General features: G+C 60.7%; 12 protein-coding genes and 2 pseudogenes. 13 read left to right on the top strand and 1 reads right to left on the bottom strand.

The window, feature by feature from the left end:
* Positions 1-127 precede the first annotated feature (127 nt).
* The 6 genes and pseudogenes from arnD to QMX98_RS23910 form a co-directional block, all read left to right on the top strand.
* A pseudogene (gene arnD, locus QMX98_RS23885) lies at positions 128-910 on the top strand (4-deoxy-4-formamido-L-arabinose-phosphoundecaprenol deformylase); the annotation flags it as partial.
* Positions 907-2,556: a lipid IV(A) 4-amino-4-deoxy-L-arabinosyltransferase gene (gene arnT, locus QMX98_RS23890; RefSeq protein ID WP_145307227.1), complete on the top strand. Its 1,650-nt coding sequence runs from the start codon at positions 907-909 to the stop codon at positions 2,554-2,556. The pseudogene arnD and the gene arnT, both read left to right, overlap by 4 nt.
* Positions 2,553-2,897, top strand: coding sequence for a 4-amino-4-deoxy-L-arabinose-phosphoundecaprenol flippase subunit ArnE (arnE, locus tag QMX98_RS23895; protein ID WP_010460060.1), 345 nt, complete (start codon positions 2,553-2,555; stop codon positions 2,895-2,897). Before arnT ends, arnE begins: the two co-directional genes overlap by 4 nt.
* Positions 2,894-3,295 (top strand): 4-amino-4-deoxy-L-arabinose-phosphoundecaprenol flippase subunit ArnF, encoded by a 402-nt coding sequence (arnF, locus tag QMX98_RS23900; protein ID WP_282411468.1) that lies wholly within the window; start codon positions 2,894-2,896, stop codon positions 3,293-3,295. The genes arnE and arnF overlap by 4 nt, the downstream gene beginning before the upstream one ends.
* Positions 3,292-4,682, top strand: a pseudogene (locus tag QMX98_RS23905) (UDP-glucose/GDP-mannose dehydrogenase family protein); the annotation flags it as partial. The gene arnF and the pseudogene QMX98_RS23905, both read left to right, overlap by 4 nt.
* A complete protein-coding gene (locus tag QMX98_RS23910; protein ID WP_282411471.1) occupies positions 4,668-6,284 on the top strand; it encodes a glycosyltransferase family 39 protein in 1,617 nt (538 codons plus the stop codon). The pseudogene QMX98_RS23905 and the gene QMX98_RS23910, both read left to right, overlap by 15 nt.
* Positions 6,285-6,671: 387 nt before the next feature.
* On the opposite strand, the gene QMX98_RS23915 is transcribed toward QMX98_RS23910, so the two are convergent.
* On the bottom strand, positions 6,672-7,637 hold the full coding sequence (locus tag QMX98_RS23915) for a LysR family transcriptional regulator (protein WP_083376808.1): 966 nt from the start codon (positions 7,635-7,637) through the stop codon (positions 6,672-6,674).
* A 359-nt stretch (positions 7,638-7,996) separates the two neighbouring features.
* Between QMX98_RS23915 and argH the strand changes: the two genes are divergently transcribed.
* The 7 genes from argH (at position 7,997) to QMX98_RS23950 (ending at position 15,335) form a co-directional block, all read left to right on the top strand.
* Positions 7,997-9,424, top strand: coding sequence for an argininosuccinate lyase (gene argH / locus QMX98_RS23920; RefSeq protein WP_010460054.1), 1,428 nt, complete (start codon positions 7,997-7,999; stop codon positions 9,422-9,424).
* A gap of 153 nt (positions 9,425-9,577) precedes the next feature.
* A complete protein-coding gene (locus QMX98_RS23925; protein ID WP_010460052.1) occupies positions 9,578-10,456 on the top strand; it encodes an amino acid ABC transporter permease in 879 nt (292 codons plus the stop codon).
* Between the two features lie 10 nt (positions 10,457-10,466).
* The gene (locus QMX98_RS23930) at positions 10,467-11,231 is read left to right on the top strand and encodes an amino acid ABC transporter ATP-binding protein (protein ID WP_010460050.1); all 765 of its coding nucleotides are present in this window, start codon (positions 10,467-10,469) and stop codon (positions 11,229-11,231) included.
* 39 nt (positions 11,232-11,270) lie between these two features.
* Complete coding sequence (locus QMX98_RS23935; protein WP_042932091.1) at positions 11,271-12,095, top strand: ABC transporter substrate-binding protein; 825 nt, start codon at positions 11,271-11,273, stop codon at positions 12,093-12,095.
* Positions 12,096-12,230: 135 nt separating this feature from the next.
* On the top strand, positions 12,231-13,079 hold the full coding sequence (locus QMX98_RS23940; protein ID WP_010460047.1) for a polysaccharide deacetylase: 849 nt from the start codon (positions 12,231-12,233) through the stop codon (positions 13,077-13,079).
* The gene (locus tag QMX98_RS23945) at positions 13,072-13,959 is read left to right on the top strand and encodes a polysaccharide deacetylase (protein WP_282411469.1); all 888 of its coding nucleotides are present in this window, start codon (positions 13,072-13,074) and stop codon (positions 13,957-13,959) included. Before QMX98_RS23940 ends, QMX98_RS23945 begins: the two co-directional genes overlap by 8 nt.
* A complete protein-coding gene (locus QMX98_RS23950) occupies positions 13,956-15,335 on the top strand; it encodes an MmgE/PrpD family protein (RefSeq protein ID WP_282411470.1) in 1,380 nt (459 codons plus the stop codon). The genes QMX98_RS23945 and QMX98_RS23950 overlap by 4 nt, the downstream gene beginning before the upstream one ends.
* Positions 15,336-15,374: the final 39 nt, after the last annotated feature.

Here is a 15,374-nt window from a genome sequence, read left to right on the forward strand (position 1 = left end):
GGCGGCACATCCTGCTGAACGGGCATTACACCTTCCAGACTGACGGCAAGTTCATCGACCTGGATGCGCTCGTGGCGGGACTGGAGCTGGGCTGACGGAAATTTCTGGGATTCCGGCGTACAACCCCTTTTTCTTCAGTGTCGGGCCGGACAATATGGGGCGCCATCTGTGGCGCCTGATCCGCCCGCAATTCCTCTGGAAAATGCACCGTTCCAACGCGGCCGGCCTGTACGGCTGGGACATTCTGCTGGCCGGCACGGCCTGGCCGGGCAAACCGATCGGCCGCGACCTCGGGCACTTGATGCGTCAGGCCCGGGATGCGGGCCATGAAGTCGGTCTGCACGCCTGGGATCACCATGGCTGGCAGGCCAATGCCGGGCGTTGGAGCGAGGCGCAGCTGATCGAACAGATCCGCTTGGGCGTCGACACCCTCAGCGACATCCTCGGGCAAGCCGTCGAGTGCTCGGCGTCGGCCGGTTGGCGTGCGGACGAACGCGTGATCGAGGCCAAGCAGGCCTTCGGCTTTCGCTACAACAGCGATTGCCGCGGCCAGAGCCTGTTCCAACCAAGATTGGCCGGCGGTGGCTTGGGGGCGCCGCAGATTCCGGTGGACCTGCCGACCTTCGATGAAGTGGTGGGCCCTGCCGTCGCAGCCAAAGACTTCAACGGGTTCATCCTCGACCAATTCTCCGCTGAAAAACTCAACGTCTACACGATCCACGCCGAAGTAGAAGGGATTCTGATGGCCAACGATTTCCGTCAACTGCTGGCCGATGCGCGCCAGCGTGGTATCGGCTTTAAACCCTTGGGCGACCTGCTTCCCGCAGCCCCGGGCGCCTTGCCAACGGGCCGGGTCGTGCGCGGCCATCTCGAAGGCCGGGAAGGCTGGCTGGGAGTGCAAGGCGCATGAGCAGACGCTGGGGACTGCCGCTGCTGTTGGGGGTTTTTCTGTTGGCGTATCTGTTGCCGTTGGGCAGCCACGGCTTATGGATTCCCGATGAAACCCGCTATGCGCAGATCAGCCAAGGCATGCTCCTGAGCGGCGACTGGGTATCGCCGCATTTCATGGGCCTGCGTTATTTCGAAAAACCGGCAGCCGGGTACTGGGTGATTGCGGCCAGCCAGGCCTTGTTTGGCCAGAACCTGTTTGGAGTGCGCTTTGCCTCGGCGCTGAGCATGGGCCTGAGTGTGTTGTTGTGTTTTCTGATCGCCCGTCGTTTGTGGAACGAACCGCGCAAAAGCTTTGCCTGTGCGTTGCTGTACATGAGTTTCACCGTGGTCGCGGGCCAGGCCGGCTACGCCAATCTCGACCCGCAATTCACCTTCTGGGTCAATCTGAGCCTGGTCGCGTTATGGTTCGCGCTCGACAGCGACCGCCGGGGTCCGCGCCTGACCGGTTGGGCGGTGCTGGGGCTGGCCTGCGGCATGGGATTCATGACCAAGGGCTTTCTCGCCTGGTTACTGCCGGTGCTGATCGCCCTGCCCTTCATGATCTGGCAAAAACGCTGGCGTGAGCTGCTGGTCTACGGCCCCGTGGCGATCATCGTGGCTATTGCGGTCAGTCTGCCGTGGGCGCTGGCGATTCACTCGCAGCAACCCGATTACTGGCGATTTTTCTTCTGGCACGAACACATCCGTCGCTTTGCCGGTGACGACGCCCAGCATGACGCGCCGTGGTGGTTCTATTTGCCGTTGCTGGTGGCGTTCAGTCTGCCGTGGGTGGCATTGCTGCCGTCGGCGTTGCGGCAAGCATGGACAACCCGTGGCCAGGTCCGCATTGGTTTTCTGCTGCTGTGGCTGGTAATGCCGCTGCTGTTTTTCAGCCTGAGCAACGGCAAATTGCCGAGCTACATCTTGCCCTGCCTGCTGCCATTGGCCTTGCTGTTGGGGCATACCCTGGCCGACCGACTCAAGCTGGAGCAAGGCCGGGTCCTGGGCCTCAACGGTTTGCTGAACTTGCTGCTGGGGCTGACCGCCCTGCTCGCACTGGTTTACCTGCAACTGAAAAAGCCGCTGTATAACCATGAACTGCACAACCTGGTGCTGGTGTTCATCGGCCTGATCGGCTGGATCATGGCCAACCTGCTGCAAGCTTTCAGACCTCTGCAATGCTGGGCCGCACCGGCCTTCGGCAGCCTGCTGCTGATCGGTCTGCTGCCCGCCGGGCTGCCCGACTCGGTGGTGGCCAACAAGATGCCCGACCAGTTCATCCGCCATCACGCCGATGAACTGGCGCAGACCGGGAAACTGTTGAGCAACGATCTCGGCGCCGCGGCTGCCCTGGCCTGGCGTCTGAAGCGCCCGGACGTGGCGTTGTACAACACGATAGGCGAACTGAAATATGGCCTTGCTTATCCTGACTCGGTGCAGCAGCGCGTCGATCCCGATCAGGTTCAGCAGTGGATGCGCAACGCCCGTCAGAGCGGCTCGGTCGGCGTGGTGATGCGGGTCAAGGGTGAGGACGAGCTGCAAGAAATTGAACGGCTGCCCAAGGATGGCAAACGCTATGAACAAGGCAATCTGGTGATTCTGATCTTTCCTCAGGGTGCGTCATGAGCCTGCTCCTGCTGTTGGCCGCGTGCCTGCTGACCTGCCTGGGCCAGATCGCCCAGAAGTACGCCGTCGACAGTTGGCGGGCGAAGCCGTCAGCCTGGGGCGAGAAACTGCGCTCCCCTTGGTTGTGGCTGGCACTCGCTGCGCTGGGGTTGGGTTTGCTGGTCTGGCTGCTGGTGTTGCAACGCCTTGAAGTCGGCATTGCCTACCCGATGCTGAGTCTGAATTTCGTGCTGATTACCCTGATCGCCCGGTTTGTCTTCCACGAGCCCATCGACCGCCGGCACTGGCTGGGCGTGGCGCTGGTGATCGGCGGTGTGATTCTGCTGGGGCAACACGCATGAGCCTGCGTCGCGGAATCACCTTCGCCATGGGCAGCGTGCTGCTCGGCAGCGCGGCGCAGTTGGGCATGCGCTGGAGCATGACGCGCCTGCCGTCCCCCGAACATCTACTGACTTCCAGCATCGATCCAGCGGCGGTCGCCGTGGTGCTGGGGGCGATTCTGGCCTACGGAGTTTCAATGCTGTCCTGGCTCGCCGCCCTGCGGGATGTGCCGCTGGGCCGGGCCTATTCGCTGCTGAGCATCAGCTACGCGCTGGTGTATCTGCTGGCCGCCAGCCTGCCGGTGTTCAACGAAGCGTTCAGCGTTACAAAAACCCTCGGCGTGGCCCTGGTCATGCTCGGAGTCATCACCATCAACTCACGTCCGGCTCGCGCGCCCGAACGCAGGAGTGCCTCATGAAAATCAGTGTATTTGGTAGCGGTTACGTTGGCCTGGTGCAAGCCGCCGTCCTGGCGGAAGTCGGCCACGACGTGGTCTGCATGGACATTGACGAGAAGAAAGTCGAATTGCTGCAACAAGGCCACGTGAGCATTTTCGAACCGGGGCTGGCCAGCCTGGTGCGCGAAAGCCTGGAAGCCAAACGCCTGCAATTCACCACCGATGAAAAACTCGCGGTGCAGCATGGTCAGGTGCTGTTTATTGCGGTCGGTACACCATCCCGGGACGATGGCTCGGCGGACCTGCGCTACGTGTTGTCGGTGGGCGAAGCGGTTGCACGGCATCGTGAGCAGCCGGTGATTCTGGTGGAGAAATCCACGGTACCGGTGGGCACGGGCGACACCTTGCGTGCGCATATCGACAAGTGCCTGATCAAGGTCGGCCGCTTGCTGCAGTTCGATATCGTCTCCAACCCCGAATTTCTGAAGGAAGGTTCGGCCGTGGCGGACTGCCGGCGCCCGGACCGGATCGTCATCGGCTGCGACAGCGATGACGTGCGCGACGTGATGCGCGACCTTTACGCGCCGTTCAATCGCAACCACGACCGCATCATGTTCATGGACCTGCGCAGCGCCGAGCTGACCAAGTACGCCGCCAACTGCATGCTGGCCACCAAGATCAGCTTCATCAACCAGATCGCCGAACTGGCCGAGCATCTGGGTGCGGACATCGAATCGGTGCGCCTGGGCATCGGCGCCGACTCGCGCATCGGTTACCACTTCATCTACCCCGGCTGCGGGTATGGCGGTTCGTGTTTCCCCAAAGACATGCGCGCGCTGATTCACAGCGCCGAAGAGGCGCACTGCTCCAGCGACCTGTTGCAGGCAGTGGAAGCGATCAATCAGCGGCAGAAGCACAAGCTGTTCGAGCGCATCAACGCGTTCTACAAGGGTGACTTGCGCGGCAAGACCTTCGCCGTGTGGGGCCTGGCCTTCAAACCCAACACCGATGACATGCGTGATGCGCCGAGCCGGGTGCTGCTGGAATCGCTGTGGGCCGCCGGTGCCAGCGTGCGCGCATTCGACCCGGAAGCCATGCAGGAAACCCAGCACCTGTATCCCGAGGAGTCGAAGTTGATGCTGATGGGCACACCGGAATCGGTATTGGCCGGTGCCGACGCGCTGATCATTTGCACCGAGTGGCAGCAGTTCAAGGCCCCGGATTTCAACCTGATCCAGCAACGGTTGAAGGCGCCGGTGATCTTCGACGGACGCAATTTGTACGACGCCGAACGCCTGGCACGCAGCGGTTTCCTGTACTTCCCGATAGGCCGTGGGGAATCACGCAAATTGCCGATTCCGTTCCAGCAGTGGCCCGCGAATCAGGTCGTCGCTTGATCGCCGTATCGGCGCCCATACGCCGGCAGTCCTTGTGGCTGGGGCTGCTGGCGCTGGTGCTGTTCAGCGCCGGGGTTTATCAGCAGGCCGCCATCGGTTTCGATTCGCGTTTTGTGCTGTTTGCCCAGGAAATGCTGCGCCATGGGCCGACGGTTTTTCCGACCACCTATGGCCAGCCCTACGCCGATTACTCGGCGCTTTCGACCCTGTTCATCTGGGTCCTGTCATTGCCCTTCGGACAGGTCAACAGCCTCAGTGCCTGGTTACCAAGCGCGATTGCCGGGGCGGTAATCGTTACGCTGATGTACCGCTTGCTGGCGCCCTACTCCCCACGTTGGGCGCTGCTGAGCATCGCGTTGATGTTGATGACCAACACCTTCGTCACCGAAGTCCGAGCGGTGTCCCAGGACCTGATGCTCGCGGCGCTCGCCTTTGCAGTGTTCTATCTGGGTTATGCCGCGGACCACTTTTCGGCACCCCGGCGCTGGCTGCTGATTTTTGCCCTGTTGCTTCTGGGCTTTGCGGTTCGTGGCCCGATCGGGCTGGTGGTCCCGACTGGCATGCTATGCAGTTATTGGCTGCTCAATCGCCAATGGCAGCGGCTGTTCGGCTTCGGCCTGACGGCGGCGGTGCTGCTGGCCGCAAGCGTCGGCACGTTGTTATGGCTGGCCGAAAGCCGTGGCGGTCCCCTGTTCATGCAGGATGTCGTGCGCATGCAGTTTCTGGGGCGAATGGACGGCAGTGAAGGCGTGAGCGGTTCGCTGTATTACTTCACCGGATCGCTGGGCAACTATGCGCTGGCGTATCCGTTGGCGCTGCTGGTGTTGGCGGCAGTCTGGCTGCCCCATCAGCGCCAGGCAGGTCCGGCGCTGCGCCTGTTGCAGTACTGCACGGCGGCGGCGTTGATCGTGATGGTCGGACTGTCGATTCCCCAAGCAAAAAAGGCCCGCTACCTGCTGCCGATGTTGCCCATGGCCGCGATCATTGCCGCGTACCCGTTCCAGGTGGCGCGGGGACGGGTTTTCGTTTGGTTGCGCGGTTTGATGCAAGGAGTGTGGTTGTTGACGCCCTGCGTATTGATCGGCGTGTTGCTGTACGCCCATCGACGGTTTCCCGAACAACTGACCTCGATCACTTCGATGCTGATCATCCTCGCCGCGCTGCAAGTGCTCGCGCTGGCCACGCTTTTCAGGCCCCGATGGCGGGCACAGACCTTGGCGTTTTGCGCGGTTCTGGCGTTGTGGTCGGTCTACATTCTGGTGTTCGAACCGGTCGAACGCCGGCTATACGACACCCAGACGTTCAGCCGCGCGGCCTTTGCGCTCGTGCAAAACGATCCGGCGCCGCTGGTATTGCATGGCATGGGTAAAGACGCGAAGGCGATCAAGTTCATGGTCAATATCGATGAGGACTTGCAACCGGTGTTCACCGAGTCGATTCAGGAGCTGGAACAGCTTCAACTGCCGGCGTGGTTGATGATGGACGCGCGTGACTATCGGGCCTTGCAAGGCACGCCGTTCGCAGCCGTGCCGCCGGTGTTAAGCGGCCGATTCGACAAAGATGATTACGTCTTGCTGCACCTCAACCTGCCTTCGCAGATGCCGAGCCCGTGAGGCTGCTGCTAAAGTGCACGGATCAATGTCATTGCCCGCCGCCCACTCCACCGACGCCGCCCTCCCCGCCATCGAGCGTTCGGTGGCTGGCCACCGCCAAGTTTAAAAGAAGAATATTTTTCGCAAGAATTTACTTGTTGATCATTTCTTGCGCTGGCTTCCACACCATGATTGTTTTTTCCGTGATTACTGACTTTGCAGATATTGATTCTATTATTCGCAGAATAAGGGGCGGGACTTGTTATATCGGTTTATCATTTTATCTTTTGATCGCCTTCCCAAAAAAACTTGAGAAGGTACTGTAAAAAACAAATCAGATTGATCAAAACAGATGACGATGCGCAGCCTGAAATAATCCCTGTGTTGCGTATCAGATGTGTCTGACTTTCAAACCGGTGCCTTCAGATCCACACCCAATGCCTGCGCAAACGCCTTGACCAGCGGGCTGCGCACGGTGTTGTGGCGCAGGATCAGATTGAACGGCGTGACGATGCTGATCAGGTCCGGGCGCACCGCGCGAAATTGCCCCTGAGCCGCCATCGATGCGGCGTAATGCTGCGGCAAAAAGCCCAGGAAACGCCCGGTCTTGATCAGCAATGCCACGGCTTCCACCTGAGTCGCCGAGGCTGAAAAACTGTCGTAGTGGACGAAATTGAGTTTGTCGCGATGAATCGCGTAGCGATGGTTGATGAACTCGTAATCCTTGAGCACGTGGCTGCCGATTTCGGCGTCCGGCATCGAGAACAGCGGATGACCGAGCGCGCAGTAAACCTCCGAGCGCTCTTCATACAGCGCGTAGTAATCGAACTCTTCACGCTTCTGATAAACAGGAACGATGCCCGCCACTAACCGCCCCTCTACGACGCCTCTTTCGACTTCATCCAGTTGCGATGACTGAAGTTGGAACCTTACTTTAGGTGACTCTTCATTGATTCTTCTAAGCGCGGCCACTAACGGTGAATTATCGTCGGAGATTGTATTGTCAATAACACCCACCCCAAGGTCACCGACAAGTTCATTCTGCGCCGAACTAAGCCGATCACGAAAGTTGTCGACCGAGGCAAACAAGTCGATGGATGCCTGGTACACCAGACTGCCTTCTTCGGTCAGGTGAAAGCCTTCCCGGCCTCGGGTGCACAGGCGCATGCCGATGCGGATTTCAAGGTCGGAAATCTGTTTGCTGATGGCTGCCAGCCCCACATTCAGCTCGTTCTGGGCGGCACTGAAGCCTCCGGCCTCGACCACGGCCTTGAACACTTTTAGCAGTTTGAAATCCAGGCCACTGAGGGCCAGCGGCGCCCGATGCGACGTTTTCGGTGGCGGGTTTCCGGAATTGGAAAGTGGGGTTTCCATAATGCTTATTTACCTCTGGCGCCCTATTCAACACTCTGTGTCCAACAACAAAAATAGTGCTGGTAAATAATAATGAACACAGAAAACCAGGCTTGGCAACCGCTAATAATCCCCGTACTTCAGTGCCAACTCACTGATTTCGAACTATTAAAAGCTGACACTTCGATCAGCTCTCGCAACGATGTAACTGCCCCTATTGAAACTGCTTTGGCCTGACCACGCCCGGTTGATTTTTTAACGATCCCGGCACGGGTTCCAGGTCCGGCATACCGATCTGTAGGAGCGAGGCTTGCCCGCGAAGCTCTTCGGCATCACACCAAACTAATGACTAACTTCCGGCTACGACGAGGAAAACAACAATGTCTCAATCCACCGACCGTCTCTGGGGTGCCCGCTTCAAAAGCGGCCCGTCCGAAGCCCTGGCGGCGTTGTCCCGTTGCCCCGAACGCTACTTTCGCCTTACCCCGTATGACCTCGCCGGTTCCAAGGCGCATGCCCGTGAATTGCAGCGCGCCGGGCTGTTGAGCGAGCAGGAAACCCTGACCATGCTCGACGCTCTGACGCGCATCGGTGATGACTTCCGTGCCGGCAGCATCGCGCCGACCCTGGACGACGAAGACGTCCACACCTTTATCGAACGCCTGCTGACCGAACGCCTCGGCGCCCTCGGTGGCAAACTGCGCGCCGGGCGGTCCCGTAACGACCAGACCGCCAACGACCTGCGTCTGTTCCTGCGGGATCACGTGCGCACCCTGGCCGTCGAAGTACTGGCCTTGCAGCAAGCGCTTGTGGATCAGGCCGAGCAACACATCGAGAGCATCTGTCCAGGCTTCACTCACTTGCAGCAAGCGCAACCGATCGTCTTCGCTCACCACTTGCTGGCTCACGCTCAATCGATGCTGCGTGACGTGCAACGCCTGGTGGACTGGGACAATCGCACCTCGCTGTCGCCACTCGGCGCGGCAGCCATGGCCGGTTCCGCCATCGCGCGCCTGCCGCAGCAGTCAGCCAAGGAAATGGGCTACAGCGGCGTCTGCGAAAACTCCATTGACGCCGTGGCCAGCCGCGATCACGTCGCCGAGTTTCTGTTTATCGCCAGCATGCTCGGGATCAACATTTCCCGCCTCGCCGAAGAGTTTTGCCTGTGGTCGTCGCGGCAATTTCGCTGGGTCGCGCTGGACGATGCCTACGCCACCGGCAGTTCGATCATGCCGCAGAAGAAGAACCCGGACATTGCCGAACTGGCCCGGGGCAAGGCTGGCCGCCTGATCGGCAACCTCACCGGGTTGTTGTCGACGTTGAAATCCCTGCCGCTGTCGTACAACCGCGACTTGAGCGAAGACAAGAACGGCGTGCTCGACAGCGTCGACACGCTGCTGCTGGTGTTGCCGGCCATGGCCGGGATGGTCGCAACCATGAAGGTCAACGTCGAAGAACTGCGTCGCCAGGCACCGCTCGGTTTCACCCTGGCCACCGAAGTCGCCGACTGGCTGGCCATGCGCGGCGTACCGTTCAAGGAAGCGCATGAAATCACCGGCGCGCTGGTCCAGGCCTGTGAGAAACACGACATTGAATTGTGGGAAGCATCGCCGGCGCTGCTGGCCGAAATTGATCCACGCCTGACCGCGGAAGTGCGCGAGAGTCTGACCCTCGAAGCTGCCATCGCCGCCCGCAGTGGCTGGGGTGGCACGGCGCCGCAACAGGTGCGCGAGCAGATCGGCCGTCTGAAAACCGCCCTCGCGGCGCAGCAGCAATGGACCGAGAACTATCAGGGTTTCCGCCTCTGAAGCAGCACGCAAAAATCCGTAGGAGCGAAGCTTGCTCGCGAAGAGGTCATGTCAGTCGACCTCCATGTTGAATGTCACACCGCTTTCGCGAGCAAGCTTCGCTCCTACAGGGGATTTTGGTTGATCTGAAAGAACAGTGTACGGAGAAACAACATGAGCCAGACTCAGGCAGAACGACTCCAGCGGGAGCGAAAACTGGCGGAAAACCAGTTCGACATTACCCAATACCACCACGTGCCCCGGCGTTATTACGGGCGGATTTTCTTCGCCACCGTCATCGTCATTGCGATTCTCGGACTGGTACGCGCCTTCGCCGAAGGCAAGATCGAATGGTCGTACATCGGCCAGTTCCTTACCTCGCAAGCGATCATGTGGGGTTTGCTCAACACCATCGTCATGGCGGTGCTGGCGATGGCCCTGGGCATCGTCTTCGGGGTGATCACGGCGATCATGCGCATGTCGGCCAATCCGATCCTGCGTTATGTGGCGGTGACCTACACCTGGCTGTTTCGCGGTACGCCGCTGATCCTGCAACTGCTGTTGTGGTTCAACCTGGCGCTGATCTTTCCCACCATCGGCATTCCCGGCGTGTTCGAGATGGACACCGTGACTCTGATGACCCCGTTCGTGGCCGCCCTGCTCGGCTTGAGCATCAACCAGGGCGCCTACACCGCTGAAGTGGTGCGTGCCGGCTTGCTGTCGGTGGACACCGGGCAGTACGAAGCCGCCAAGTCGATCGGCATGCCGCGCCTGCAAGCCCTGCGCCGGATCATCCTGCCGCAAGCCATGCGGGTGATCATTCCGCCGGTGGGCAACGAGTTCATCGGCATGGTGAAAATGACCTCCCTGGCGAGCGTCATCCAGTACTCGGAGCTGCTCTACAACGCCCAGAACATCTACTACGCCAACGCCCGCGTGATGGAGCTGCTGATCGTCGCCGGTATCTGGTACCTGGCCACCGTCACCGTGCTGTCCTTCGGTCAAAGCCGTCTGGAGCGTCGTTTCGCTCGCGGCGCCGGCAAGCGTTCTTGAGGAGCCCCACATGAGAAGCATCGTCAAGGCCGTGAGCCTGAACAAATATTACGACCAGTTCCACGCGCTCAAGGACGTCAATATCGAAGTCGAGCAAGGCGAAGTGCTGTGCATCATTGGCCCGTCCGGCTCCGGCAAAAGTACCTTGCTGCGTTGCGTCAACCAACTGGAAAAGATCGACAAGGGCGGCCTGTGGGTCGACGGCGAACTGGTGGGTTACCGGGTCGTCGGCAACAAACTGCACGAGCTCAACGAGTCGCAGATCGCCCGTCAACGCCTGTCCACCGGCATGGTGTTCCAGCGTTTCAACCTGTTCCCGCACATGACTGTGCTGCAAAACATCATCGAAGGGCCGTGCCAGGTGCTAAAGCGTTCGCCCAAAGAGGCGCACGAAGAAGCCGTGGAATTGCTCGCTCGCGTCGGCCTGGCCGACAAGCGTAACAGCTACCCGATCGAACTCTCGGGTGGTCAGCAGCAACGCGTCGCCATTGCCCGTGCCCTGGCCATGCGTCCCAAGCTGATGCTGTTCGATGAACCCACTTCGGCACTCGACCCGGAACTGGTCGGTGAGGTGCTGTCGGTGATGCGTGACCTCGCGCAAACCGGCATGACCATGATCGTCGTCACCCATGAACTGGGCTTTGCCCGTGAGGTTGCCAACCGCATGGTGTTCATGGACGGCGGGCAGATCGTGGAGGCTGGAAGCCCCGAAGAAATACTAATAAGTCCGCAAAACCCGCGCACCCAAAGCTTCATTTCTGCCGTTCGAACCTAAGCGCCGTTTGGCGCTCACAACACTCATAAGAGAACGACCATGAAGAAAATAGTTATCCCGACAGTACTCGCAGGTGTTATGGCTTGCGGCTTCACCTTCGCCGCTGAGCTTCCGGCCGGCATCAAGGAAAAAGGCGAGGTCGTTGTGGCGATCATGCCGAACTACCCGCCGATGGATTTCAAGGACCCGGCCACCAACACCCTCACCGGTCTCGACGTTGACTTGGGCAATGCCCTGGCCGAACGTCTGGGCGTGAAGATCAAGTGGCAGGAAACCGGCTTCGAGCAAATGATCAATGCCCTGACCACCGACCGCGTGGACATGGTGATGTCGGGCATGACCGACACCGCTGAACGCCAGGCCAGCGTGACCTTTGTCGACTACTTCACCAGTGGCCCGCAGTTCTACACCTTGCAGAAGAACAAGGACTTCAACGAGATCACCGACCTGTGCGGCAAGAAAGTCGGCACCAGCCGTCGTACCACCTTCCCGGCGGAAATTGCTGAATACAGCAAGGCCCACTGCGAAGGCGCCGGCAAACCGGCCATCGTGGTGGTCGGCACCGAAGGCTCGGCCGATGCCCGCGCGCAATTGCGTCAGAGCCGTATCGATGCGGCCATGCAGGGTAGCGAAACCCTGCCGTATCTCAAGACCCAGGAAAAGGACATGTACAAGACCGTGGGCCTGCCAATCTCCCAGCAGTTCACCGGCCTTGGCGTGAGCAAGAAAAAGCCTGAGTTGAGTGAAGCGGTGAAGGTCGCGTTGCAGAGCATGGTCGATGACGGCAGCTATCAGGCGATTCTCAAGAAATGGGACCTGGAACTGGGCGCGATCAAGACCGTGACCATCAACGCCGGCAAGTAATGCTTGCCCTGTAGGAGCGAGGCTTGCCCGCGAAGGCGGTGTTTGGCAGAGATGTTGAATGTACCGGCCTCTTCGCGAGCAAGCTTCGCTCCTACAGGAACTGCGTTTTACTTATAGATAAAATGGAGCGCCACGATGTCCTCCTCCCCCCAACCCACCTGGCCCGACCCGCACAAAGCCTGCCTCGCCCTGGCCTTCGACCTCGATGGCCCGACGGGCGATGCGATGCTCAACGGTTCGATCTGGCGCAAGCCCGAGTACTTCGGTTTTGGCGGTTATGGTCCTTACCGGGCCTTGCCGCGGATTCTGGATTTGCTCGACGAATACCGGATCCCGACGACCTTTTTCGTCCCGGCCTGGGTCGTGGAAAACTGGCCGAAACAGTGCCAGGCGATTGTCGAGCGCGGGCATGAGGTGGCGTACCACGGCTACAAACACGAATCCTTTTACGCCCTGGCCCTGGAACAGCAAAAGGACGTGATGAACAAATCCCGCGAGGTGTTCTGGAAACACCTGAACATCCGCGCCGAAGGTTTCCGCACCCCCTCCGGCGACTGGCGAGCCGAGACTCCGGCGATGCTGGTGGAAGCCGGCGTGACTTACTCCAGCAGCATGCGCGGCGATGACCGCCCGTACCTGGTGAAAGTGCCGGGCCATGAAACCCCGCTGGTGGAAATCCCCGGCCGCTGGGAAATGGACGACTACGCCTCTCTCGCCTATACCCGTGCGCCGGACTTCCCCTCGGGGCTGGACCGCACCGCCAGCTACGCACTGACCCTCGACAACTGGTGCCGCGAGTACGACGGCGCGATGAATGAAGGGCTGTGCCTGACCACCCTGTTCCACCCCAAGATCACCGGCAAGCCGGGGCGCATCCTGCTGCTGGAAAAACTCTTCGAACACATGCGTCAGCGCGACGACGTGTGGTTTGCCACCTGCCGCGATGTCGCCCAGTGGTGGCTCAAGGAGCATCACCATGGCTGATTCCACCGTCTGGCCCAAAGGCTACCGCTGCGCCGTGGTCCTGACCGTCGACTACAACGACATCCACGGCATCCTGACCCAGGCGCCTGAAGTCGCCGGCCGCGACAAGACGCTGTCGGTCTGGCGTTACGGCACCCAGCGCGGCGTCGGGCGGTTGCTCGGTTTGTTCGCCGAACTCGGGGTAAAAAGCAGTTGGTGCATCCCGGGTATCGTTGCCGAGGAAAACCCGCAACACCTTCGGGCAATTCAGGCCGGCGGGCATGAGATCGCCTGCGCCGGCTATCGCCACCAGAACTACGACCTGCTCGATCTGGCCGGACAAAGCGCCGAGATTGCCAAGGGTTGCGAAGCGCTCGCGGCACTGACCGGCCAGCGTCCGAGCGGGTTTCGCATCCCGGCCGGTAACGGTGCGCCGGGCTTCATCGAGGCGCTGAGGAACCAAGGCATTCGCTGGTCTTCGTCGTGGCGCGGCGATGATTTGCCGTTCGCTCACCCCACCGCCCCCGAAGTGATCGAGCTGCCGTTGCACTACGAACTGGAAGACGAGCCCTATTTCGCCTTCAACCTCAGCCCGGCGGTGCCGCCGGCACAATCGCGAATCGCCTCTTACAGCCACACCCTGGGCAACCTGCAAATGGACTTCGCCGGGTTTCGCCGGTTTGGCCTGTGTTACGTGCTGCGCCTGCACCCGGAAATCATTGCCACGCCGGGGCGAATTGGCGTGTTGCGTGAATTGCTTGAGGGCATGCAGCAGCACGATGACGTGTGGATCGCCACGGCCGGCGAGGTCGCGCAATGGTGGGCCGATTCGGCAGTCCCCGTGACCGAGGATCATCCGGCATCGGTGTATGAGCGGCATTACCGGGATTACCTCGTATGACTGAACGCATGCAGCGACTCGCGCAGTTTTGCGTCGACACGCGCTTTGAAGATTTGCCACCGGCCCTGGTGGCGCAAGCCAAACGGCACATCCTCGACACCTTCGGCGTGACATTGGCCGGGGCTGACAGCGAAGTGGCGAAACAGGCGCGTCAGGTATTCGCAAGTGAAGCCGGTGACACCCTGGTCTGGGGCACTGATCTGCGCATGGGCGCCGCTCAGGCCGCGATCCTCAATGGCATCGCCGCCCACGCGCTGGAACTGGACGACACAGGGGGCTGCGACCACTCCGGCGCGGTGGTGCTGCCGGCGGTGATGGCTGCGGTGTCGATGAAGACCGAACCGGTCAACGGCCGCGAGTTGATTACCGCCGTGGTGATTGGCTACGACGTCAGCCGTCGCGTGCTCGAAGCCTGCGGCGGCTATTCGGCGCACAACGGCGCGGGCTGGCATTCGACCGCGACCTGCGGGGTGTTCGGCGCCGCGGCGGCGAGCGCGCGGATCCTTGGACTGGACGCCGCGCAAACCGTGTCGGCACTGGGCATCGCTGGCAGTTTCAGCGGTGGGCTGTGGGCCTTCATTCACGACGGCTCGCAGAGTAAAAAGCTGCACAGCGGTCGAGCGGCCGAAGGTGGATTGCTGGCGGCGCGGTTTGCTCAACAAGGCATCAGCGGACCGAAAAAGTTGTTCGAGGATGTCTGGGGCGGTTTTCTCAGAACCCTGGCCGGCGTGGCCTCAGACCCGACCGCGCTCGATGCGGATCTGGGCGTCGTGTGGAAGCTCGCCCGCTGCTCGATCAAGCCCTACGCCGCGTGCCGGGGGACTCATTCGGCAATCGATGCGTTGGGGTTGTTAATGGATCAACTGCAGGTCGGCGCCGATCAGATTGAAGACATCGACGTCTCGTTGTGCGGGTTTCTTCAGGACATGTGCGGTGGGCAGGATGTCAGCACGCTCGCGGCGGCACAGATGAGTTTGCCCTATGCCCTCGCCGCCCGGCTGGTTCATGGTCATTGCCGGCTGGAAGCCTATGACGAGGCACAACGGGGCGACCCTCGGATTGCTCACTGGATGGCGCGTATTCGTCTTGAAGTGGATCCGCAACTGTCAGAGGATGGCGAGCCCGTCATCTGCGTGCGGACGGTGGACGGTCGGCAGGCAAATCTTTGTGTCGACCCGCCATTGGGCGCGCCGGGGAATCCGTTGAGTGATGCGGCGCTGGAGGAGAAGTTTTTCAGTCTGGCCGGGCGGGTGATGGCCCAGGAGCAGGCTGGGGAATTGCTTGAGCAATTGTGGCGGTTGGACACACTTGAATCGGTGTTTTGCCTGTGCGGGCCTCTTCGCGGGCAAGCCTCGCTCCTACAGGTCATGCATTGATCATGCGGACACCAACAACTTGTAGGAGCGAGGCTTGCC

The sequence above is a fragment of the Pseudomonas sp. PS02303 genome (genome assembly GCF_029959925.1).
In the GTDB taxonomy this organism is placed as follows: domain Bacteria; phylum Pseudomonadota; class Gammaproteobacteria; order Pseudomonadales; family Pseudomonadaceae; genus Aquipseudomonas; species Aquipseudomonas mandelii.

What these genes read in the sequence shown, in the direction of transcription:
- arnT (WP_145307227.1), top strand. Translation starts at nt 907, where the DNA reads ATGAGCAGACGCTGGGGACTGCCGCTGCTGTTGGGGGTTTTTCTGTTG.
- arnE (WP_010460060.1), top strand. Translation starts at nt 2,553, where the DNA reads ATGAGCCTGCTCCTGCTGTTGGCCGCGTGCCTGCTGACCTGCCTGGGC.
- arnF (WP_282411468.1), top strand. Translation starts at nt 2,894, where the DNA reads ATGAGCCTGCGTCGCGGAATCACCTTCGCCATGGGCAGCGTGCTGCTC.
- QMX98_RS23915 (WP_083376808.1), bottom strand. Translation starts at nt 7,637, where the DNA reads ATGGAAACCCCACTTTCCAATTCCGGAAACCCGCCACCGAAAACGTCG.
- argH (WP_010460054.1), top strand. Translation starts at nt 7,997, where the DNA reads ATGTCTCAATCCACCGACCGTCTCTGGGGTGCCCGCTTCAAAAGCGGC.
- QMX98_RS23925 (WP_010460052.1), top strand. Translation starts at nt 9,578, where the DNA reads ATGAGCCAGACTCAGGCAGAACGACTCCAGCGGGAGCGAAAACTGGCG.
- QMX98_RS23930 (WP_010460050.1), top strand. Translation starts at nt 10,467, where the DNA reads ATGAGAAGCATCGTCAAGGCCGTGAGCCTGAACAAATATTACGACCAG.
- QMX98_RS23935 (WP_042932091.1), top strand. Translation starts at nt 11,271, where the DNA reads ATGAAGAAAATAGTTATCCCGACAGTACTCGCAGGTGTTATGGCTTGC.
- QMX98_RS23940 (WP_010460047.1), top strand. Translation starts at nt 12,231, where the DNA reads ATGTCCTCCTCCCCCCAACCCACCTGGCCCGACCCGCACAAAGCCTGC.
- QMX98_RS23945 (WP_282411469.1), top strand. Translation starts at nt 13,072, where the DNA reads ATGGCTGATTCCACCGTCTGGCCCAAAGGCTACCGCTGCGCCGTGGTC.
- QMX98_RS23950 (WP_282411470.1), top strand. Translation starts at nt 13,956, where the DNA reads ATGACTGAACGCATGCAGCGACTCGCGCAGTTTTGCGTCGACACGCGC.